Origin of the sequence: Rhodoplanes sp. Z2-YC6860, from assembly GCF_001579845.1 — a bacterium.
Lineage (GTDB): Bacteria > Pseudomonadota > Alphaproteobacteria > Rhizobiales > Xanthobacteraceae > Z2-YC6860.
The window spans coordinates 1,939,513-1,962,009 of the sequence record NZ_CP007440.1; the positions used below are offsets into that span (position 1 = coordinate 1,939,513).

16 protein-coding genes are annotated in these 22,497 nt (G+C 64.7%); 10 read left to right on the forward strand and 6 right to left on the reverse strand.

The features are described from left to right. Positions 1–62 precede the first annotated feature (62 nt). The 6 genes from hemH to RHPLAN_RS09145 all read left to right on the forward strand — a co-directional run bounded on the left by hemH (position 63) and on the right by RHPLAN_RS09145 (position 6,768). A complete protein-coding gene (gene hemH / locus RHPLAN_RS09120; RefSeq protein WP_068016278.1) occupies positions 63–1,088 on the forward strand; it encodes a ferrochelatase in 1,026 nt (341 codons plus the stop codon). 46 nt (positions 1,089–1,134) lie between these two features. After that, positions 1,135–2,112, forward strand: a complete 978-nt coding sequence (locus RHPLAN_RS09125; RefSeq protein ID WP_084244586.1) for a Kelch repeat-containing protein — start codon at positions 1,135–1,137, stop codon at positions 2,110–2,112. A 112-nt stretch (positions 2,113–2,224) separates the two neighbouring features. Further along, positions 2,225–3,220 carry an SPFH domain-containing protein gene (locus tag RHPLAN_RS09130; RefSeq protein ID WP_442971814.1) on the forward strand — a complete coding sequence of 332 codons (996 nt, stop codon included), beginning with the start codon at positions 2,225–2,227 and terminating at the stop codon, positions 3,218–3,220. A gap of 12 nt (positions 3,221–3,232) precedes the next feature. Further along, entirely contained in the window at positions 3,233–3,697 is a 465-nt protein-coding gene (locus RHPLAN_RS09135; protein WP_237180088.1) for an NfeD family protein, read from the forward strand. A 214-nt stretch (positions 3,698–3,911) separates the two neighbouring features. After that, positions 3,912–5,486, forward strand: coding sequence for an outer membrane beta-barrel protein (locus RHPLAN_RS09140; RefSeq protein WP_068016284.1), 1,575 nt, complete (start codon positions 3,912–3,914; stop codon positions 5,484–5,486). A 40-nt stretch (positions 5,487–5,526) separates the two neighbouring features. Then, positions 5,527–6,768 (forward strand): alpha/beta hydrolase family protein, encoded by a 1,242-nt coding sequence (locus RHPLAN_RS09145; protein ID WP_068016287.1) that lies wholly within the window; start codon positions 5,527–5,529, stop codon positions 6,766–6,768. A 184-nt stretch (positions 6,769–6,952) separates the two neighbouring features. On the opposite strand, the gene RHPLAN_RS09150 is transcribed toward RHPLAN_RS09145, so the two are convergent. Further along, positions 6,953–7,327 (reverse strand): nuclear transport factor 2 family protein, encoded by a 375-nt coding sequence (locus RHPLAN_RS09150; RefSeq protein WP_068030899.1) that lies wholly within the window; start codon positions 7,325–7,327, stop codon positions 6,953–6,955. 62 nt (positions 7,328–7,389) lie between these two features. Beyond that, positions 7,390–8,268, reverse strand: coding sequence for a UTP--glucose-1-phosphate uridylyltransferase GalU (gene galU / locus RHPLAN_RS09155; protein ID WP_068016290.1), 879 nt, complete (start codon positions 8,266–8,268; stop codon positions 7,390–7,392). 292 nt (positions 8,269–8,560) lie between these two features. On the opposite strand from galU, the gene RHPLAN_RS09160 reads away from it, so the two are divergent. From RHPLAN_RS09160 to RHPLAN_RS09170, 3 genes are all read left to right on the forward strand, one after another. Further along, the gene (locus tag RHPLAN_RS09160) at positions 8,561–9,781 is read left to right on the forward strand and encodes a lytic murein transglycosylase (RefSeq protein WP_068016293.1); all 1,221 of its coding nucleotides are present in this window, start codon (positions 8,561–8,563) and stop codon (positions 9,779–9,781) included. A gap of 279 nt (positions 9,782–10,060) precedes the next feature. Next, complete coding sequence (locus RHPLAN_RS09165) at positions 10,061–11,443, forward strand: lytic murein transglycosylase (protein ID WP_157100152.1); 1,383 nt, start codon at positions 10,061–10,063, stop codon at positions 11,441–11,443. 130 nt (positions 11,444–11,573) lie between these two features. Further along, positions 11,574–13,106: an SGNH/GDSL hydrolase family protein gene (locus RHPLAN_RS09170; RefSeq protein ID WP_068016300.1), complete on the forward strand. Its 1,533-nt coding sequence runs from the start codon at positions 11,574–11,576 to the stop codon at positions 13,104–13,106. A gap of 65 nt (positions 13,107–13,171) precedes the next feature. On the opposite strand, the gene RHPLAN_RS09175 is transcribed toward RHPLAN_RS09170, so the two are convergent. Together RHPLAN_RS09175 and RHPLAN_RS09180 are read right to left on the reverse strand one after the other, a co-directional pair. Further along, complete coding sequence (locus tag RHPLAN_RS09175; RefSeq protein WP_068016303.1) at positions 13,172–13,960, reverse strand: glutathione S-transferase family protein; 789 nt, start codon at positions 13,958–13,960, stop codon at positions 13,172–13,174. Between the two features lie 15 nt (positions 13,961–13,975). Continuing rightward, a complete protein-coding gene (locus RHPLAN_RS09180) occupies positions 13,976–15,451 on the reverse strand; it encodes a 4-hydroxyphenylacetate 3-hydroxylase family protein (RefSeq protein WP_068016305.1) in 1,476 nt (491 codons plus the stop codon). Positions 15,452–15,578: 127 nt separating this feature from the next. On the opposite strand from RHPLAN_RS09180, the gene RHPLAN_RS09185 reads away from it, so the two are divergent. Then, the gene (locus tag RHPLAN_RS09185) at positions 15,579–16,070 is read left to right on the forward strand and encodes a MarR family winged helix-turn-helix transcriptional regulator (protein WP_157100153.1); all 492 of its coding nucleotides are present in this window, start codon (positions 15,579–15,581) and stop codon (positions 16,068–16,070) included. 88 nt (positions 16,071–16,158) lie between these two features. Here the strand turns inward: RHPLAN_RS09185 and RHPLAN_RS09190 are convergent, their stop codons facing one another. Both RHPLAN_RS09190 and gltB read right to left on the reverse strand, forming a co-directional pair. Continuing rightward, positions 16,159–17,601 carry a glutamate synthase subunit beta gene (locus RHPLAN_RS09190; protein ID WP_068016310.1) on the reverse strand — a complete coding sequence of 481 codons (1,443 nt, stop codon included), beginning with the start codon at positions 17,599–17,601 and terminating at the stop codon, positions 16,159–16,161. A 6-nt stretch (positions 17,602–17,607) separates the two neighbouring features. Next, entirely contained in the window at positions 17,608–22,362 is a 4,755-nt protein-coding gene (gene gltB / locus RHPLAN_RS09195) for a glutamate synthase large subunit (protein ID WP_237180089.1), read from the reverse strand. Between the last annotated feature and the right edge of the window lie 135 nt (positions 22,363–22,497).

Here is a 22,497-nt window from a genome sequence, read left to right on the forward strand (position 1 = left end):
GCCCGGCTATGCTCCGCCGCGTTGACAGGAGCACCATGAACAGGCCCGAACCGATTGCTGGAATGGACGTTTTGGCGCCGCGCGACAGCGCCGCGCGAGGCGGGCGGATCGGTGTGCTGCTGGTCAATCTCGGCACGCCCGATGCGACCGACGCGGCGTCGGTGCGGCGCTATCTCAAGGAATTCCTGAGCGACGCCCGCGTGATCGAGAACCAGGGCCCGATCTGGAAGTTCGTGCTCAACGTCATCATCCTGAACAAGAGGCCCAAGGCCAAAGGCCTCGACTACGAGAAGATCTGGAATCGCGAGAGGAACGAGTCGCCGCTCAAGACCATCACGCGGTCGCAGGCCGCCAAGCTCCGTGCGACCGCCGATGCGATCGACCCGGCGATCATGGTCGATTGGGGCATGCGCTACGGCAACCCGTCGCTCGACAGCCGGATCGAGGCGCTGGCCAAGGCCGGCTGCGAGCGCATCCTCGTGGTGCCGCTCTATCCCCAGTATGCCGCGGCGACCAGCGCCACGGTCTGCGACGCGGCGTTCGCTGCGCTTCAGCGGCTGCGCGACCAGCCGGCGCTGCGCGTCGTGCCGCCCTACTACGACGACGCGGTCTATATCGATGCGCTGGCGACTTCGATCGACGCGGAGCTGAAGCGCCTGCCGTTCAAGCCCGATCTGATCCTTGCGTCGTTCCACGGCATCCCGAAATCCTACGTGGACGACGGCGATCCCTATCCGACGCATTGCTACGAGACCGTGCGGCTTCTTCGCGCCCGGCTGGGTCTCGACGAAACCAAGCTGATGCTGACATTCCAGTCGCGCTTCGGCCGCGCCGAATGGCTGCAGCCCTACACCGACATGACGGTGCAGTCGCTGGCGCAGCGCGGCGTAAAAAATCTTGCGGCGGTGATGCCGGGATTTTCCGCGGACTGTCTCGAAACGCTGGAAGAGATCGCGGTCGAGAACGCGCACATCTTCAAGGCCAACGGCGGCGAGAACTTCGCCGCGATCCCGTGCCTCAACGACAGCGAGGCCGGCATGGCGGTGATTGCGCATCTGGTGCGGCGCGAGCTGCAAGGTTGGATTTGAGATTGGATTTGAGAGCGGTCAACGCTCCGTAGCTGGGGAGGTTCGAATGCTGAATTTTGCTCGCCTGCCGTTGGCCGGCGTTCTCGTTGGTTTGCTGATATCGGGGTCCGGGCTAGCGCAATCGGCGCCCGAAGGCACATCTGCGGCAGGCTCCTGGGCGATGAAGAAGCCGCTGCCCGCGCCGCGCAACGAGGTGCAGCTCGCCGCGGTCGGCGGCAAGGTCTATGTGGTCGGCGGCAATGTCGGTGGCGAAGCGGTGCCGCAGATCGACGAATACGATCCGGCGTCCGACAGCTGGAAGGCGCTGGCGCCCATGCCGCGCGGGCTCGACCATCTCGGCGTTGCGGTGATCGGCAACACCATCACCACGGTCGGCGGTTTCATCGGCTCGGTGCATCGCGGCGCGGTGAGCGACGTCTATCAGTACGATGTCGCGTCGAACACCTGGAAGACGCTCGCGCCGATGAAGGCGCCGCGCGCGTCGGTCGGCGTCGCGCTGCTCGACGGCAAGATTCACGCGGTCGGCGGCCGCGGTGTCGACAACACATTCACGGTTGCCACGCATGAGGTGTTCGACCCCGCGACCGGCCAATGGACCGAGCGCGCGCCGCTGCCGCTGGCGCGCGACCACATGGCCTTGGTTGCGGTCGACGGCAAGCTGCACGCCATCGGCGGCCGGACCACCAATCCGGCCAGTCGCGTGGCGCAGCACGACGTTTACGATCCGAAGACCGATTCGTGGTCGTCAGGCCCGCCGCTGCCGACTTCGCGCAGCGGGCTCGCTTACGCGAACCTGCAAGGTCTCGCCGTGGTGCTCGGCGGCGAGCTGCCGCCCAACACATTTGCGGAGAACGAGGCCTACGACGCCAAGACCAATGCGTGGCGGACGCTCGCGCCCATGCCGGGCGGCCGCCACGGCACCGGCGCCGCCGTGATTGGCAAGAACCTCTACGTCGCCGCGGGCTCCCTGAAGCCGGGCTCTGGCGGCGTGACCGATCAGCTCATCGTTTTCACCGCGCCCTGACACGCGGTATTTGTAAGCTATTGAAACAGTGTGAGATTTCGCCCATCCCGGCGGCTCTACCGGCTGCCCGGCCGGCTCGCCATATTTCAAAGGTAACCGAGGGAGGGAAATCTTGAACGACTTCTCGCTGCTGGCCGGCGTCAATGTGTTCGCCATTGTTCTGGTCGGCCTTGTCATCCTGACCATCTTCTCCGGCGTGAAGACGGTGTCGCAGGGCTACCACTGGACCGTGGAGCGCTTCGGCCGCTACACGCGCACCTTGCAGCCGGGCCTCAACCTGATTGTGCCGTTCTTCGACCGGATCGGCCGCAAGGTGAACATGATGGAGCAGGTGATCGACATCCCGCAGCAGGATGTCATCAGCAAGGACAACGCCACGGTGACGGTCGACGGCCTGGCCTTCTTCCAGGTGTTCGACGCACCGAAGGCGAGCTACGAGGTCGCCCATCTCGATCAGGCGATCATCAAGCTGACCATGACGAACATCCGCTCGGTGATGGGCGGCATGGACCTCGACCAGATGCTGTCGCATCGCGACGAGATCAATGAGCGGCTGTTGCGCGTGGTCGACGCCGCGGTCTCGCCCTGGGGCGTCAAGGTCAACCGCATCGAGATCAAGGACATCGTGCCGCCGGCCGATCTCGTGCAGTCGATGGGCCGTCAGATGAAGGCGGAGCGCGAGAAGCGCGCCGAGATCCTGCAGGCCGAAGGGCAGCGTCAGTCGCAGATCCTGAAGGCCGAAGGCCAGAAGCAGTCGCAAATCTTGGAAGCCGAAGGCCGCAGGGAAGCGGCGTTCCGCGACGCGGAGGCGCGCGAGCGTCTGGCGCAGGCCGAAGCCAAGGCGACCGAGGTGGTGAGCGCTGCGATCGCGCACGGCGACGTCACGGCGATCAACTACTTCGTCGCCGACAAGTACATGAAGGTGCTGGCCGAGCTCGCCGACTCGACCAATCAGAAGACGCTGATCCTGCCGGTGGAAGTGACCGGCGTGCTGGGCTCGCTCGCCGGCATCGCCGAGATCGCCAAGGCCACGTTCGGACCTGACGGCAGGCCGCCGTCATCGTCGCCGGCCGCGCCGCGGCGGCCGACCGTTCCGACCACCACCTGAGGGAGGTGAGTCATGGGTAACAACGGCTCTTTGCTTGCAATGATCGCGGCGCTCGGTCCGTGGAGCTGGATCATCGCGGGCGCGGTCCTCTTCGGGCTGGAGCTTGCGGTGCCGGGCGCGTTCATGATGTGGCTCGGCATCGCCGCGGTGCTGGTCGGCGTGATCTCGTTCGCGATCGACTGGTCGTGGCAATGGCAGTGCATAGCCTTCGCAGTGTTTGCCTTGGCCTCGGTGCCGCTGTGGCGTCGCTTCGCACTGAAGGTCGAACCGGACAGCGAAGCGCCGCTGTTGAACCGGCGCACCCAGGCGCTGATCGGGCGGGTGTTCACGCTCGAGAAGCCGATCGTCGACGGGATCGGCACGGTGCGCATCGACGACACGATCTGGCGGGTCCGGGGATCGGACCAGCCGGCCGGCAGCCGGGTCCGGGTGACTCAGGCCGACGGCGCAAACCTCGCCGTCGAGCCCGCGGCCTGATCTCCGGCCCTCAAGGGACCGGCAATTTTCCGCCGGTCCCGGGCCGTTAAAGGTCTCGTTAACCACAAAACTTTAATCCTCATTAACCACCGGACGCGGGGCCTCGCGGCCGGTTGCCGGCTTTCGTTCGTCCCCGATCGAGGGAACGCGCGAGCGCCGTCGCGATGCCTTGTGGCCAGGGAGTTCGCTTCTGTCGCGCGGCCGTTACCAGTGTTTGGCTTTTGCGCTTGCGGCGCTGTCATGGCCGCTTGCGCTGTTGCTCGACGCTGGGTTGGTCTCCGACGCGCAGGCGCAATCGCTCTCGCCGTATCAACCGTCGCTGACCGATCCGCGTTACCTGCCGCGCTTCGGCCTGGCGAAGCCGACGGCCTCGTCGTCGCAGCAAGGACCCGCGACGATTTCGTCGGGCGCAGGCAGCATCGGATACGACGCCACCGGCGCGATCGCGAAAGAGAACAAGAAGAAAAAGAACAAGCCGAAGCCCGGCGAACCGAAGCCCGTGCCGCCGCCGCCCCCCAAGACGCGTGGTGCGCCGCAGGCCGCCGAGGGCCACACACTGGCCCCGCAGATCGGCGCGCGCGATCAGTACAGGGCGCCGGACACGCCGCCACGCCGCGTGGCTCTGCCGCCCCAGGACGCTTTCGAGCCGCTCGGCATCCGCGCCGGAACGTTCCTGCTCAGGCCCGCGATCGACATCACGCGCGGCTACGACACCAATCCGTCGCATTTTCCGGGCGGCAAACCCACCGGCTACACCACGGTCGAGCCGTCGCTGAATGTGCGCTCGAACTGGTCGGCGCACGAGTTCGGCTTCGACGGCCGCGCCAACTATTCGCAGTTCGACAGTGTCTCGTCGCTCGACCGGCCGATGGCCGAGGCGAAGACCTATCTGCGCCTCGACGCTTCGCGCGACACCTCGGTCAACATCGAGGGCCGCTATCTGCTCTCGACCGATTATCCGGGCAGCCCGAACGTGCCGGTCGATGTGGCGAAGCTGCCGACCTTTCAGACTTGGGGTACGTCGCTCGGCCTCACCCAGCGCTTCAATCATTTCGAGCTGCTGGCCAAGGCGAACTACGACCGGACGATGTTCAACGACTCCGAGCTCATCGACGGCACGACATCGAGCAACCACGATCGCGATCTCGACCAATTCGGCGGCCAGCTTCGCGGCAGTTACGAGCTGTGGCCCGGCGTCAAGCCGTTCGTCGAGATCGGCGGCGATACCCGCAAGCATGATCTTCAATTCGACCGCAACGGCTTCCAGCGCGATTCAGTCGGCCTCACGCCCAAGGTCGGCAGCACCTTCGATATCGGCGGCAAGTTCACCGGCGAGGTCTCGGTCGGATACACCGAGCGGCGGCTCGAAGACCCGACGCTGCTGCCGGTGCGCGGCGTGGTCTATGACGCATTGCTGAAATGGCAGGCGACTGGGCTCACGACCGTCACGCTCAACGCGAACTCCCGAGCCGATGAGTCTGTTGTCGCTGGCTGGTCGGGTGCGCTGCGCCGCGACGTCGGAATTCAAGTCGACCACGCGCTGCGGCGCTGGCTGATATGGACCGTCAAGGCCGGCTACGGACTCGACGACTACATCAGCAATACGTGCTGCGGCAACGGCGATCCGCGCGTCGACAAGCGCGTCTCGCTCGGCTCGGCGATCACCTACAAGCTGAGCCGTGAGCTCTGGCTCAAGGGCGAGTACCGCTACGACACGCTGTGGTCCAACGCCACGAACGTCGATTATCACTCCCATGCCTTCCTGGTCGGGTTGAAGTTGCAGCGCTGACACGGCATCGTCCTCGCACAAAAGCATGGCGAGGATGGAAATGGCCGAGTTAGCTCAATCCGAAGGTGAACCGAACGTGCGGCGCTGGACCGAACAGCGCTGGGTGCTCGACAACGTGCTGCGTTCGGTCGGCATCGACTGGGACCAGCCGCGCTCGTTCTATCTGAACGCCGCCTGCGGCATCGAAGGCTCGGCGGATTTCGCAGCGATCCGTGAGCGGGTGAAGAAATACGCCGATATCGAGCCGGCCTTCGCCAACACGGCGCGGCGGCGCGAGGCCAAGGCGCAGGCCGCCGAGCAGGACGGCTCGCCCATCACGGCGCGCGACAACTACTTCATGGCGGCGATCCATTGGGGCTCGGCCCAATGGTCGCGGCACGAGAACGACGAGACCAATCTCGCCTACAACAAGAGCAAGCGCGACTGCTACACGAACTACGTGCGGCTCGCCGCCCACAAGATCGAGCCGGTGTTCATCCCGTTCAAGGGCAAGACGCTGCCCGGCTGGTTTCATCTGCCGCCGAATTACTCTGGCGGCCGCATCCCTGTGGTGATCTCGTTTCCCGGCATGGACACCTACAAGGAGGTGTTCGTCGCGCTCAAAGGCGACCGCTGGCTCGAACGCGGCATCGCGGTGCTGGCGCTCGACGGGCCGGGGCAGGCGGAATGCCGCGTGCTCGGATTGACCGTCAGCATGGAGAACTGGACGGCGGCAGGCAAAGCCGCAGTCGACTGGCTGGTGGAGCGGCCGGAGATCGATCCGCAAAAGATCGGCGCCTTCGGCAACAGCTTCGGCTCGTTCTTCGTCACCATCGTGACGGCGAACGAGCCGCGCATCTGCGCCTGCATCGCCAACTCGAACAATCTAGAACCTGGATTCCACGCGATCTTCGACGAGGCGAGCCCGAGCTACAAGAAGCGGTTCATGTACATGGCGGGCTTCACCGACGAGGCCAAGTTCGACGCCTTCCGCAAGACGATGACCTGGGAGGGCCAAGCCGAGAAAATCCGGGTGCCGTATCTCTGCGTCAGCGGCGAATGGGACGAGCTCAGCCCCATGATGCACACCGAGCGGATGCTCAAGACCATGAGCAACCCGCGCCGCCTCGTGGTCTATCAGGAGGCGCGCCACGCGATCGGCGCGTGTCCGTCGGTCAACCTCGGGCCGTATCCGCCGACGATGGTCGCCGACTGGATGGCGCAGCGATTTGCGGGCCTGCCGATGGCGAACGAGCGCTGGTACGTCGACAACACTGGCGCGGTGACCAAGACGGCGCTGTAACCACAGTTTAGCGGTAACCGCCTCAACAAATTCCGCTGTCATCGCCGGGCTTGACCCGGCGATCTCGGCGAGGCGAGCACAGTGCCCCACTGATCGAGATCACCGGGTCTCGCCGCTTCGCGGCGGCCCGGTGATGACTGCTCTGGGTTATCGTCCGCGGTTTATCCAGATGCCGCGATCCGGCCTAGCGTTCAACCAAATGCGCGCGCGAAGGAGCGGGGTCAAACCGCTCGGCGAAATATTGCGTTTCGTTGGCCACCAGGCCTTCGCGGAATTCCATGATGCTCACCGCGTAAGATGGCACGCCGTCATAGGTCAGGACGAATTCGCTGACCCAGAGATCGCCGCAGCCGACAATTCGCTGGACCGTAAAACGCTTCTTGTTGGGCTGCAGGTAGCGGCTCTCTTGAATGTTGCGCCGGCCGCGGATTCGCTCTCCCGATTGCGGATAAACCAGCACCGCGTCCTCGCGGTAGATCTCATGTTCGACGTCGAAATCGCCCGCGTCCGAAGCATCCCAATGACGCGCCAGCGCCGCTCGCACGGTTCGATCGTCCATCGCAATCACCCACCTGTGCTTCGGAAGAAAAGTCGAGGACAGCGGCGGCGCCTCAGCCGATATCAATTCCCCAAGAGCCGCTTGATCTCGTCGCGGAACGCCGGCGCGATGTCGGGACGCGCCATCGCGTAGGCGACGTTGGCGGCGAGGAAGCCGACCTTGGAGCCGCAGTCGAAGCTCTTGCCTTCGAACTTCACGGCGTGGAACGGCTGGCTCTTGGACAGCGTGATCATCGAGTCGGTGATCTGAATCTCGCCGCCGGCGCCGCCGGTCTGCTTGGCCAGGAGATCGAAGATCTCCGGCTGCAGGATGTAGCGTCCGGTGATGATCAGGTTGGACGGCGCCTTCTCGCGCGGCGGCTTCTCGACCATCTCGGTGATCGGGAAGGTCTTGCCGTCACCCTTGCCGATGCCGACCACGCCGTACTGATGGATGCGCTCCATCGGCACTTCTTCGACCGCGATGATGTTCGATTTGTCGCCGGCCTTGTTGTAGGCCTCGATCATCTGCGCGAGGCAGCCGGGTTTGTTCTGCACCAGCACGTCCGGCAGCACCAGCGCGAAGGGTTCGTTGCCGACCAGTTCGCGCGCGCACCACACCGCATGGCCCAGGCCCATCGGCGATTGCTGCCGCGTGAAGCTCGCGCTGCCGGCCGCCGGCTGGTCGTCGGCGAGGAGCTTCAGGTCCGACGATTTGTTGCGCTCCTTGAGCGTGACCTCGAGCTCGAACTGGCGATCGAAGTGGTCCTCGATCACGCCCTTGTTGCGTCCGGTGACGAAGATGAAGTGCTCGATGCCGGCCTCGCGCGCCTCGTCGACGACGTGCTGAATGAGCGGCCGGTCGACCACCGTCAGCATCTCCTTGGGCATGGCCTTGGTGGCGGGCAGGAAGCGCGTGCCGAGACCGGCCACGGGAAAAATGGCTTTGCGAATGGGCTTCATGGATGGGGCTCTGGGCGAATCGGTGGGCTCAACGTAGACGTTGGGAACGGTCCGGCTGGCTCAGGGATGGCAGGATCATGCGACAAATCGATGATTCACCTGATGATGATTCACTTGGCCGCATGGTGAAGCTTGCCCGCAATCCCCTCGCTGGCTTGACGGTTCCAGGTTCAATGGCACATTCCGTGCCATCTGTCATTTTGGCAAGTTGTCATTGCGGCGGGCGTCATCCCTTCCAAGTCTCCCTTCCAACAAGAGTTCTTCAACAAGTGTCCTTCAAGAGGCGGCGAGAATGAGGCAGCAGCGGGCTTGGCGTGCGTTCGGTGCAGCGATTGCGATCAGCGTCATGCTCACCGGAGCAGCAGACGCTGCTGCGCGGTGCCGTAACACCGGCAGCTTCGAGCGATGGCTCGAAGGCTTCAAGCAGGAAGCCGCAACGCAGGGCATATCCCGCCAGGCCATATCGGCGGCGCTCGGCGGCGTCACCTTCGATCCGAACATCATCCGCCGAGACAGCGGGCAGGGCGTGTTCCAGCAAAGCTTCCAGCAGTTTGCCGGCCGCATGACCGGCGGCGGCCGTTATGAGAACGGCGTGAGGCAGCTCAAGGCGAATGCAGCGCTGCTCGCGCGCATCGAGCAGCAGTCCGGCGTGCCGCCTGCGGTCGTGGTGGCGCTTTGGGGACTCGAGAGTGACTACGGCGCCTACAAGGGCGGCGTCTACAACATCATCCGCTCGGTCGCGACGTTGGCCTATGACTGCCGGCGGCCGGATTTCTTCCGCGAGGAGTTGATGGGCGCGGTGCGCATCGTCGAGCGCGGCGATCTCAAGCCCCAGGAGATGATCGGCAACTGGGCGGGTGAACTCGGGCCCACGCAATTCACGCCGTCCCAGTATTTCAAATACGGTGTCGATTTCGACGGCGACGGCCGCGTCGACATGATTCACAGCACGCCGGATGCGCTCGCCTCCGCCGCCAACCTGATGAAGAGCTTCGGCTGGCAGCGCGGCCAGCCCTGGCTTCAGGAGGTGCGCGTGCCGGCCGAGATGCCGTGGCAGGAGTCCGGCCTCGAGAACAAGCACCCGCGGTCGCAATGGGTGCGTTGGGGCGTCGCTGCCACGCACGGCCAGCTGCCCGCCGACAATCTGGAGGCTTCGCTGATCCTGCCGATGGGGCGGCTCGGTCCTGCGTTTCTCGCCTATCCGAACTTCAAGGCCTACATCGAGTGGAACGCCGCTGTGGTCTATTCGACCACGGCGGCCTACTTCGGCACCCGGCTCGCAGGCGCCCCGCCGTTCCGGTCCGGCAACGGCCAGCCGGTGGTGCCGACCACACCGCAGGTTCAGGAGCTGCAGCAGCTTCTGATCGCGCGAAAGATGTTGACCGGCGAGGCGGACGGCCGGCTCGGCTCGGCGACCCGCGCCGCCGTGAAGCAGGCGCAGTTGAAGGTCGGTCTGCCGGCCGATGCCTATCCGACCCAGGAGCTGATCGAGCGGCTTCGGGCGGGGCGGTAGCCACCAGCCGTCATTCCGGGGCGCTCGCGAAAGCGAGCGAACCCGGAAACCAGACAAACAGGTGGTGCCGATGTCGCGGGATTCCGGGTTCGCGCTTTCAGCGCGCCCCGGAATGACAGCGCACCCAACAACTTAGACGACGCGAATGCGGCGATCCGCGCGCGCTTGTGAATTGCGCCGTTAACGCTCGCTCAACCATATCTTGCCCCAATATGCGGCCAGAAGGTGGATATCGCCGCGCTGGCCCGCGGCCCTATGAGTGAAGCACGAGATCGAACGATGCCGAGGCATTCCGCACGATTGGGTTTGGCCGCGATGGCGACGCTGTTGCTCGGCGCCGCGGCGTTCGCGCAGGGCGACCGCATGCTGCCGCCGATGCCGATCGGCAAGCCTGCCGCGCGTCCTGCCGCACTGGCGCAGGCCGCGCCCGCGCAGCCGCCGCGCGCCGCGACCGCGCCTGTCGTCCCCAAGGAATGGACCGGTGAGTCGGGCGCGTCCGGTCATCCGCTGATGCAGGCGAGCGAGATCCGAAAAGCCGCGGCGAATTTCGAGAGCTGCCTTGAAGGCATGTGGCCGCTCGCACAGAAGCGCAACATCTCGCGCGCGAGCTTCGACAAGTACGTCACAGGGCTGACGCCCGACCTGCGCATCATGGACCTGCTCGACGCGCAGCCGGAGTTCACCAAGGCATTCTGGGACTATCTCGACATCCTGGTCAGCGATGCGCGCATCCAGGGCGGCCGCGACCTGCTCGCCAAATACAAACCGGTGTTCGACAAGGTCGAGAAGGCCTACGGCGTCGACCGCAACATCATCGTTGCGATCTGGGGCGTCGAATCGAACTACGGCACGCTGGGTGGCGACCGGCCGGTGATCCGCTCGACCGCGACGCTCGCCTGCATCGGCCGGCGGCAGCAATATTTCCGCGAGGAGTTTCTTTCGACGCTGGAAATCCTGCATCGCGGCGACGTGAAGCCCGAGCGGCTGATCGGCTCATGGGCCGGTGCGTTCGGCCCGACGCAGTTCATGCCGACTTCGTTCAAGAGGTTCGCAGTGGACTACGACGGCGACGGCCACCGCGACGTGGTCGACTCCGTCGGCGATCTGGTGGCCTCGACGGCCAACAATCTGAAGAAGGACGGCTGGGTGCCGGGCGCCACCTGGGGCTACGAGGTCGTGGTGCCCAAGGGCTTCAACTACATGCTGGCGGATCGCCGCAAGCAGCACACCATCGCGGAGTGGGAAGGGCAGGGCCTTCGCCGTCCGAACGGCAAGCCGTTCCCCAATCCGCACGAGAAGGCCTATCTGCTGGTGCCCGCCGGCTACGAGGGGCCGAGCTTCCTGATGCTGCAGAACTTCAGCGTCATCATGAAGTACAACCCGGCCGAGGCCTATGCGCTGGCCATCGGGCATCTGGCCGACCGCTTCCGCGGCGGCGAAGCCTTCGCGCAGCCCTGGCCGCGGCACGAGCCGGTGCTGAGCCGCGACGAGCGTCGCGAGCTTCAGGAGCTTTTGAACCGGAAGGGCTTCGACACCGGCGAGCCGAACGGCCGTCTGGGCCCGAAGGCGCGGGCTGCGGTGCGCGACTATCAGGCTTCGGTCGGGCTGATCCCCGACGGCTTTGCCTCCGCGACCATTCTGGCCCGGCTGCGCGGGGGGTGAGTTCCCGCCGCGGCGCGTCACCAAACCGGTGGTCATCAGGTTGACAATTTGTCCCGCTTAACGACCGATAGAAGAGCGGTGCCGGCGGCGTAAGGCTGTCGAGGCCCAGATCTTTATCGGCGGCGACAGAATGGCGAAAAGCTCGCTTGTGCAATGGTTTGGCCGTCGCGCGGCGGTGATCGCCGCGGCGCTGTGCGGTGTTGCGCTGATGACCGTGCCGGTGCTCGCGCAATTCGGCCAGCGCGGCGGCGGCATGTTCGACTTCTTCGGACCGTACTCCGGCCAGCCGCGCTACTATTCGCCGAGCGAGCGTCCGCAGGATTTCAGCAAGGCGCCGCCGCCCCGCAAGCTCGACAACCAGCCGCCCAACACCGCGATCGTGTTCGGCGACTCGATGGCCGACTGGCTGGCCCACGGCCTCGAGGATGCGCTGGGCGATACGCCGGACATCGCGGTGGTCCGCAAGAACCGCGCGTCCGCGGGCCTCATCCGTTACGACAGCCGCAACGAGAGCCTCGACTGGCCGCAGGTGATCCGCGAGACCCTCGCGCACACCAAGCCGAATTTCGTGGTCATGATGATCGGTCTCAACGATCGTCAGCAGTTGCGCGATCGTCCGATCCAGGCAGGTCCACCGACCGCGTCGAACCCGACCACGGCGCCGCCGCTGGTACCGCAGGCCGGCGCGCCGGCACCGGCTGCTCCCGACGCGCAGAGCACCGACCCGGCGCAGGCCGCGACGTCCGACAAGCCGGCGCCCGGACCGCGCACCTACGAATTCCGCACCGACGAATGGGCCGAGCAATACATGCGGCGCATCGATGCGACGATCGCGGCGTTGAAGAGCGCCGGCGTGCCGGTGTTCTGGGTCGGGTTGCCATCGATCCGCGGTCAGAAGTCGACCGGCGAGATGCTCTACCTCAACGACATGTTCCGCGGCCGCGCCGAGAAGGCCGGCGTCACCTATATCGATGTGTGGGACGGCTTCGTCGACGAGGCCGGGCGCTTCTCGGTTCAGGGCCCGGATTTCGAAGGCCAGACCCGCAGGCTCCGCGTCAGCGACGGCGTGCACTTCACCAAGGCCGGTGCGCGCAAGCTCGCGCATTATCTCGAGCGCGAAATCCGCCGCGTCATGCAGCGCGGCGCCGAGCCTTCGATCGCGGCGCTTCCCGCCGAACCGCAGGTTCAGATACCCAAGGGACCGGGTGCCGCAACCGCGCGTCCGCTGTCCGGACCGGTGGTGCCGCTGACGGGCGGAGCCGCGGCGAACCAGGATCTTCTGGGCGCCGCCGCAGAGTCCGCCACCGCAGGCGGCAATCCGCGCGCCGCCACGCGCGTGCTGATCAAGGGCGAGCCGATCACGCCGCCGGCCGGCCGCAGCGACGACTTCCGCTGGCCGCGCCGCGGCGTCGCGGCGTTCGGCACCGATCCGACGGTCGCCGTCACCACCGATCCGGTTCAGGCTCCGACGCCGGCCGTGGCTGCCGCGCCGGCCATCGCCACGGCCGCGGCGCCTGATGCCAAGCCCGAGAACAAGCCTGCGACGACCAAGAAAAACACCAGCCGCGCACAGGCGCAGGCCGAGCCACGGCCGCGCCGTCAGGCGCCGCGTCGGGAGCGCGGTGACGATTTCGGCGGCGGCTTCGGGGGCTTCGGCCGTTAGTCTAAGATGTTCGAACTTTTATCGAGGCGGATGACTTGAGCAATCCGGCCTGCTCCAGCCGCATCTCACAGGCTCAAGATGCGCTTGACTTGATCTACGGCTGCTCGTCCCCGCTCCTCCATGATCTTGACGACAGGTGCGGCAAACCACTTGGTGTGCGACTCGCCATATGAAGGGCGACTCTTGATTCTCGAAAGCCAGTCCGCCACGTTCGGCCGCCGATCCCACATCCATGACATCTGCAGGTGTTCAAGCCTCGTCACGTAGGGCGAATAAGCAATATCGGCTAAAGAGAACTCCGCTCCTGCGAGCCAGCTTCCACTCTCCAGCGCCGATTGCATGTCAGCAAGCATCTTGTCGAAACGACGCATCGCAGGTGCGAAATGCTGAGACTCCGCACCTTTTTCAAGCACATCCCTCATTCGAGCTCTACGAACCGGGTCCACCATCTTGGCGAACGACGCGTCGATCTCTTCCTTCGGCTTCTGCAGCATCTGGTAGCGGAAGGCCAGCGCCGAACTGATCACGCCCGTGTTGGCGTGGATGCCCTCGTCCAGCTGTTTCCACCAAACGCGCATGCGGGTGCGCGAGAGCGGATCGGACATCGCCAGCCTTGTTCCGGGGAAAGATTCAGCGATGTACTCATTGATAATGGCCGATTCGATGATGACGGCTCCGTCGTGCACCAGAGTCGGCACCACCGCATTCGGATTGAGTGCGATGTATTCAGGCGTTTGTTGATCGCCTTCACGAAGGTTTAGAAGGTGGCTTTTGAACTCGAGCGCTTTTTCCGCGAGCGCCATGCGGACCTTCTCGGAGCATACCGACATCGATGCATGGTAAAGCTCAAGCATAGAATTTCTCTCGGTCTACTGATTGTCCGACTTTGCGTCTCCAACCGAACCCATGTCGGTCAAGATGCGATCGACAACCGCACGCCGCTCTTGCCAGGGACAATTGAAGAAGCTGTACAGGTCCATGATGTGCGGGGGGCCGCCATAGAACTTCTCGTATTGGGTATGGCGGCCCGCGAACTCCGAGCCCAGAAGGTCCCAGGCCATTTTGATGAACCTGTAACGCTCATCAGCAGAGGCGGAAGGCAGTTCCCAATAAGTTTCGAATGTCCTTCGGGTCTCTGGATTTTCAAACACCGTAGTGTCGGCCGGCAACAAGAACGGCCCGGCGCCCATCAAGGAGCGGACCTCCTCGGCCAAGGCCGCGTAATTGCTCGCGCACCATTGGAGAGCTGCATAAAGGAAACGGCGATTGACATGGACATGGCCGTTGGCGAGCGTCTGGTGTTGATCGAGCTGACCGGCCATCAGACCCAGCAAGGTTGCTTCAGCAGCAGCGAGCCTTCCAAGGGTTTGCTGAATCGCGGGGACGTTCATGACGCCTGCCATCTCGCAGGACTTATGTGCGATCCCGGCGATCAGCTTCAGTTTCTCGACGAACCGCCAGTTCGACTGGTGATTCCCCATCACGTGCGCCGGCGTCTTGAAGTACATGTCCCGCATCAGCGTAACGTCGCTGTGGCAAAACACCCTGTTCCAAGGCACGCGGACGTTATCGAACACCATCACGCCGTCGCTTTCGTCGAATTGTGACGCGAAATAGTGATCGATCCTGTTGGCGGCGCGGAGCTCAAAAGATTCCCGGACCCAGAGCTGCACGCCTGGTTGATTGATCGGGATCGCGAAGGTTACGGCCTCGGCGACCTGATCAGGCCCAAGCGGGATCATGCTGCCGACCCAAGCTTCGTTGGAAAATACGGCCGAGGTGCCAAGCAGCTTGAGGCCGCTGACGACGATTCCTTCGGAGTCTTCCTTGACGACGGTCAGCGCCGGATTGGCCAGGCCCGTATCCCGATAGAGCTTGGAGTCTCGGGAGCCTTGAGGAGTCAGCACGAGATAACACGCGAACAGGTCGCCTTGCTTCAGATGCTGAAAATAGTCCCTCACATTCTGGCCGAACCCCTCACGATTGGCATCGAACAGTTCAGGCACCATCGCCATGCCGCCGACGAAGGCGGGCACATGATCCGGCGAGCGGCCAAGAAGGCCATACGACCATTCGGCCAAACGGCGATGGCACTCGGCTCGTTTATCCAGGTCCTGGCGCGATCGCGGCAGGAGGAACCAGGACGAGCAGCGCTTGCCATCCTCGGTAAACGTCATGGCATCGAGATGCTCCGGCTCCCGTTTGCGATCGTAAATGCGCGCGAACGATCGCGCGGTATTCCGGAAGGCGGGATGCGCGGTGACGTCATCAACGCGTTCGCCGCCGATATAAACGCAGCGACCGTCGCGGAGCGATTGCAAATAATCGTCGCCGGTCCGGAGCACGGGGTTCTCCTGCGGATTAATTACATAACTTTCCTATCTATTTGGCCGGTCGTGGTCAATAGGTAGCCGGGCTTGCGTCCACGCGCACCTTCGAGAATCATCCGAGTTGTCAGGAGATCCATTCCGCATGCCTCGAAACTCGCAGCTTGCGCCGCGTGACGGTCCCGACGATCTGCGCGAGTTCATTGCCGATTTATTTGCTGCCGCAGCAGGTATGCAGGCGTTACGCCGGGCGATTGGGAAATCTGTTGGGCTCGGCAGCATGGAACTTGCCATCTTGCTGGCGCTTTGGCGTATGCGGCCGCGCAGTGATGTCGGAATCAAATTCTTGGCGGAGCATCTGCACGTCGCCGGTCCCCACATCACGGACGAAGTGTCGCGGCTGGTCCGTCGGAAGTACCTGCTGAAGGCCGCTGATCCGCTCGACAAACGCGCGGTCAATCTGCGCCTCACCGGCAAGGCATTGGCACTACTCGGCGCCGTTGCGCCGAACCTCGACAAGATCAATGCTCATCTGTTTGAGGGCGTCACGGCGCGCGATTTCCAGATTTTACGCTCGTCCTTCCAGCGCCTCATTCTGCGCAGCGCATCCGCCAAGGACTTGCTCGAGAGCGAGTGAGCGGCAAGGATTTCGCGCAACGAGGGCGCGGCTTGAGGCAAGCCTCCGCGAACGCTCCTTCAGAGGATCAATCGCCTCCCGCCGCCGCTCACCGCGGCAGCGACGTCGATCCCATCAGGAACTTGTCGATCGAATGGGCGCATTGCCGGCCCTCGCGGATCGCCCACACGACGAGAGATTGCCCGCGGCGCATGTCGCCTGCCGCGAACACCTTAGGTGTCGAAGTCTGATAGGCGAGCTGATCGGCCTTCACGTTGCCGCGCGGATCGAGCTCGACACCGAGCGACTTGATCATGCCGTCATGGACCGGATGCACGAAGCCCATTGCGAGCAGCACGAGATCGGCCTCGATCTCGAACTCCGTGCCGGGCACCGGCTGGAACTTGGCGTCGGCGCGGGCGCAATGCAGCTTCTTCACCTGGCCGTTCTCGCCGGTGAACTTCGTGGTCAGCACCGCGAAGTCCCGGCTGACGCCTTCCTCGTGGCTTGACGAGGTGCGCAGCTTCAGTGGCCACAGCGGCCACGTGAGCGGCTTGTTCTCGTGTTCGGGCGGCTGCGGCATGATCTCGAAATTGGTGACCGACACCGCGCCCTGACGGATCGAGGTGCCGATGCAATCGGAGCCGGTGTCGCCGCCGCCGATGACGACGACCTTCTTGCCGGTGGCCAGGATGGCCTCGGCCGTGCCGGGCGCCTCGCCGCTGACGCGGCGATTCTGCTGCGGCAGAAACTCCATCGCGAAGTGAATGCCCTTGAGCTCGCGGCCCGGGATCGGCAGGTCGCGGCCCTTCTCGGCGCCGCCGGTCAGCGCGACCGCGTCGTAGTCCTTCAGGAGCTTGTCGACCGGCAGATCGACGCCGACGTTGACGCCGTAGTGGAAGGTCACGCCCTCCGCTTCCATCTGCCGGACGCGCAGGTCGATGTTGCCCTTCTCCATCTTGAAGTCAGGAATGCCGTAGCGCATCAGGCCGCCGGCCTTGGCGAACTTCTCGTAGAGATGCACGTCGTGGCCGGCGCGCGCGAGTTGCTGCGCGCAGGCCATGCCGGCCGGACCCGAACCGATCACGGCGACCTTCTTGCCGGTCTTCGGGCCGTAGCTCTCTGGCTTCAGCCCCGCCGCGATCGCGCGGTCGGCGATCTCGCATTCGATGGTTTTGATGGTGACCGGATTGTCGTCGATGTTGAGCGTGCAGGACGCCTCGCATGGCGCCGGGCAGACGCGGCCGGTCACTTCCGGGAAGTTGTTGGTCGAGTGCAGATTGCGCGCGGCTTCTTCCCAGTTGCCGGTGTAGACGAGGTCGTTCCAGTCCGGGATCTGGTTGTTCACCGGGCAGCCGGTCGGCTGGTTGGTGATGGTGTTGGTGCCGTGGCAGTAGGGCACGCCGCAATTCATGCAGCGCGCCGCCTGCTCCCGGATGTCCTTTTCCGGAAGCGGCAGCACGAACTCATTGTAGTTGCGAATCCGCTCTTCGACCGGACGGTAGTCGCGGTCGTTGCGGTCGAACTCGAGAAATCCTGTGACTTTACCCATCGATCTCTACGCGCGCGCAAGCTTTGGTTTGTCGGCCTCGGCAGCTTCGGCCGCCTTCAATTCAGCGAGAGCGCGGCGGTACTCGACCGGCATCACTTTGCGGAATTTCGGCAGATAGTTCTTCCAGTCGGCGAGGATGTCGGCGGCCCGCTTGGAGCCGGTGAAGCGGGCATGCCGCGTGATGAGGATACGCAGCCGCTCAGCGTCGAAGCTCGTCATGTCGGCCGTGATGTCGACGCGGCCATGGGCTTCGAGATCGTTGATGTGGCCGTATTCCTTCTGGCTGATCTCTTCCTCGGCAGGGACCGGCTCGAGTTCGACCATCGCGAGGTTGCAGCGCTTCTCGAACGTGCCGTCCTCGTCGAGCACATAGGCGATGCCGCCCGACATGCCAGCCGCGAAGTTGCGGCCGGTCGGGCCGATCACGACGACGATGCCGCCGGTCATGTATTCGCAGCCATGGTCGCCGGTGCCCTCCACCACGACAGTGGCGCCGGAGTTGCGCACCGCGAAGCGTTCGCCGGCGATGCCGCGGAAATAAGCCTCGCCGCTGATCGCGCCGTACAGCACGGTGTTGCCGACGATGATCGACTCCTCCGGCACGATGCCGGAGTCGGCCGTCGGGCGCACGATGATGCGTCCGCCGGACAGGCCCTTGCCGACATAATCGTTGCCTTCGCCTTCGAGGTCGAAGGTCACGCCCTTGGCGAGGAACGCGCCAAAACTTTGCCCCGCAGTGCCCTTGAGGCTGACGTGGATGGTGTCGTCTGGCAGGCCGGTATGGCCGTAGCGCTTGGCGACTTCGCCCGACAGCATCGCGCCCGCGGTGCGGTCGATGTTCCTGATCGCCTGCGTGAGCCGCACCGGCGCGCCGCGATCGAGCGCGGCCTGTGCACCCGCGATCATCTTGCGGTCGATGATGTCGTGGATTTTGTGCTTCTGCGTCTCGCTCCGGTAGATGCCGACATTGTCCGGCGCCACCGGCTTGGTGAACAGCTTCGAGAAGTCGAGGCCCTTGGCCTTCCAGTGCTCGATCACCTTGCGCTGGTCGAGCATCTGCATCTGGCCGATCATCTCGTCGAAGGTGCGATAGCCCATGGCGGCCATGATCTCGCGCACCTCTTCGGCGACGAAGAAGAAGAAGTTGATGACGTGCTCGGGCTGGCCGGTGAAGCGTGCGCGCAGCACCGGGTCCTGGGTGGCGACGCCGACCGGACAAGTGTTGAGATGGCACTTGCGCATCATGATGCAGCCGGCCGCGATCAACGGCGCGGTCGAGAAACCGAACTCGTCGGCGCCGAGCAGCGCGCCGATCACGACGTCGCGGCCGGTGCGGATGCCGCCGTCGACCTGCACGGCGATGCGGCTGCGGAGCCGATTGGCGACCAGCGTCTGGTGGGTTTCGGCGAGGCCGATTTCCCAAGGTGAGCCGGCATGCTTCAGCGAGGTGAGGGGGCTCGCGCCGGTGCCGCCTTCGAAGCCCGAAATGGTGACGTGATCGGACATCGCCTTGGACACGCCGGCCGCGACGGTGCCGACGCCCACTTCCGAGACGAGCTTCACCGAGACGTCGGCGGTCGGATTGACGTTCTTCAGGTCGAAGATCAGCTGCGCGAGATCTTCGATCGAATAGATGTCGTGATGCGGCGGCGGCGAAATCAGACCCACGCCCGGCGTCGAGTTGCGCACCTTGGCGATGGCCTTGTCGACCTTGTGGCCGGGGAGCTGTCCGCCTTCGCCGGGCTTGGCGCCCTGCGCCATCTTGATCTGCATCATGTCGGAGTTGACGAGATACTCCGCGTTGACGCCGAAGCGGCCCGAGGCGACCTGCTTGATCGCCGAGCGCATGCTGTCGCCGTTCGGCAGCGGCTTGAAGCGGTCGGGCTCCTCGCCGCCTTCGCCGGTGTTCGACTTGCCGCCGATCCGGTTCATGGCGATGGCGAGCGTGGTGTGCGCTTCGCGCGAAATCGAGCCGAACGACATGGCGCCGGTGGCGAAGCGCTTCACGATGCTCTTGGCGGGCTCGACCTCGTCGAGCGGCACCGGCTTGCGGCCGTCTTCCTCGGCGCCCTTCACGCGGAACAGGCCGCGGATCGTGACCAGCGTGTCCTGCTCGTTGAGGATCTTGGCGAAGGCGCGGTACTTCTCCTGCGAGTTGGCGCGCGTCGCGTGCTGCAAGGTCGAGACCGTGGTGGCGGTCCAGACGTGATCCTCGCCACGCACGCGCACGGCATATTCGCCGCCGACGTCGAGCATGGTCTTGAAGATCGGCGAGTCGCCGAAAGCGTCGCGATGGCGGCGCACGGCCTCCTCGGCGATCTCGGTCAGGCCGACGCCCTCGATGCGGGTCGCAGTGCCGGTGAAATAACGGTCGACGAAATCGGCCTTGAGGCCGACGGCATCGAAGATCTGCGCGCCGCAGTACGATTGATAGGTCGAGATGCCCATCTTGGACATCACCTTGAGCAGGCCCTTGTCGATCGCCTTGATGTAGCGCTTGACGATTTCCTTCTTGTCGAGCTTGCCGGGCAGTTCGGCATGCATCGCAATCAGCGTCTCAAAGGCGAGATACGGATTGATCGCTTCGGCGCCGTAGCCCGCGAGGCAGCCGAAATGGTGCACCTCGCGCGGCTCGGCCGACTCGACGACCAGACCCACGGACGTGCGCAGGCCCTGCCGGATCAGGTGATGATGCACCGCCGCGCATGCGAGCAGCGAAGGCATCGGCACGCGGTCGCTGCCGGCCTTGCGGTCCGACAGGATGATGATGTTGATGCCGTCGCGCACGGCCTTCTCGGCCGAGGCGCACAGCGCATCGAGCGCCGGCGTGAGCCCTGCGGCGCCGCGATCGGCCGGCCAGGTGGTGTCGAGCGTGATCGACTTGAACGGATTGTCGGCGACGTCGGTGATGGCGCGGATCTTCTCCAGGTCCTCGTTGGTGAGGATCGGCTGGCGCACTTCCAGGCGCTTGCTGCGCGACGTGCCTTCGAGATCGAACAGGTTCGGCCGCGGCCCGATGATCGAGACGAGGCTCATGACGATCTCTTCGCGGATCGGATCGATCGGCGGGTTCGTCACCTGAGCGAAATTCTGCTTGAAGTAGGTGAAGAGAAGCTTGGCCTTGTCCGACAGCGCCGAGATCGGCGTGTCGGTGCCCATCGAGCCCACGGCCTCTTCGCCTTGCGCCGCCATCGGCGTCATCAGGATCTTCACGTCTTCCTGGGTGTAGCCGAACATCTGCTGCCGATCGAGCAGCGCGAGGTTAGAGATCGGCGCGGCATCGGCCGCGGCCGGCATCTCTTCCAGGACGATCTGGGTCTTCTCAAGCCAGGCCTTGTACGGATGGCTCTTGGCGAGCTGCGCCTTGATCTCGTCGTCGGGAATGAGGCGGCCTTGTTGCAAGTCGACAAGCAGCATCTTGCCGGGCTGCAGGCGCCACTTGCGCACGATGTCCTTCTCCGGGATCGGCAGCACGCCCATCTCGGAGGCCATGATGATGCGGTCGTCGCGGGTGATCAGGTAGCGCGCCGGCCGCAGGCCGTTGCGGTCGAGCGTCGCGCCGATCTGGCGGCCGTCGGTGAAGGCGAGCGCCGCCGGACCGTCCCACGGCTCCATCAGGGCGGCGTTGTATTCGTAGAACGCGCGGCGCTCCTCATCCATGAGCGGATTGCCCGCCCAGGCCTCGGGCACCATCATCATCATGGCGTGCGCGAGCGAGTAACCGCCCTGCACCAGGAATTCGAGCGCGTTGTCGAAGCAGGCGGTGTCGGACTGGCCCTCGTAGGAGATCGGCCAGAGCTTCGAGATGTCGTTGCCGTAAAGCTCCGACGACACCGAGGCTTGCCGCGCCGCCATCCAGTTGTTGTTGCCGCGCAGCGTGTTGATCTCGCCGTTGTGCGCGATCATCCGGTACGGATGCGACAGCGACCAGGTCGGGAACGTGTTGGTCGAGAACCGCTGGTGAACGAGCGCCAGCGCGCTTTCGAAGTCCGGCTCGTGCAGATCCGGATAGTAGGTGCCGAGCTGGTCGGCGAGGAACATGCCCTTGTAGATGATGGTGCGGCAGGAGATCGACACCGGGTAATAGCCCGACAGCCGCCGCTCGATCTGCTTGTAGATCGCGGCCGAGATCGCCTTGCGCATGATGTAGAGCTTGCGCTCGAACTCGTCCTCGCTGAGCTTCTTTTGACCCTTCCCAATGAAAACTTGCATGTGGAAGGGTTCGGTCGGCTTCACGGTTTCGCCGAGCGTCGAATTGTCGACCGGGATGTCGCTGCGCCAGCCGAGCACCTGCAGGCCTTCTTGCGCCGCCACCTGCTCGTAGACCTTGCAGACCTGCTCGCGGCGTTCGGCGTCGCGCGGCATGAACAGCACGCCGATGCCGTATTCGCCGGGCGCCGGCAGCGTGATGCCGAGGTCCTTGGCCTTGCGGGCGAAGAACTTGTGCGGGATCTGCGTCAGGATGCCGGCGCCGTCGCCGGCGCGCGGATCGGCGCCGACCGCGCCGCGGTGCTCGAGGTTGCAGAGGATCTGCAGCGCGTCTTCGACGATCTGGTGCGACTTGCGGCCCTTGATGTCGGCGATGAAGCCGACGCCGCAGGAATCCTTGTCGTTGCGCGGATCATAAAGCCCCTGCGCATCGGGCACGCCCGGATCGGCGCTGTCGCGATACTCCAGCCGTGCGTCGACCGGCGCGCTCAACGCGGCGCCTTCGCGCATGCTCTCTGTGAGCATAATCTTGTGATCGCGGTTCTCGCTCATCGTCGTCGCTCTCACGCCCGGCCGCCCAGCGCCCTGATGGGCCTTTGCCGCCGACACACTTTCCACGTTTCCAGCGCAGGTGGGCGCTGGCTCAAGCGAAGCTCAATTGAGGGCAGTCTCCGCGCGGCCGCTCGC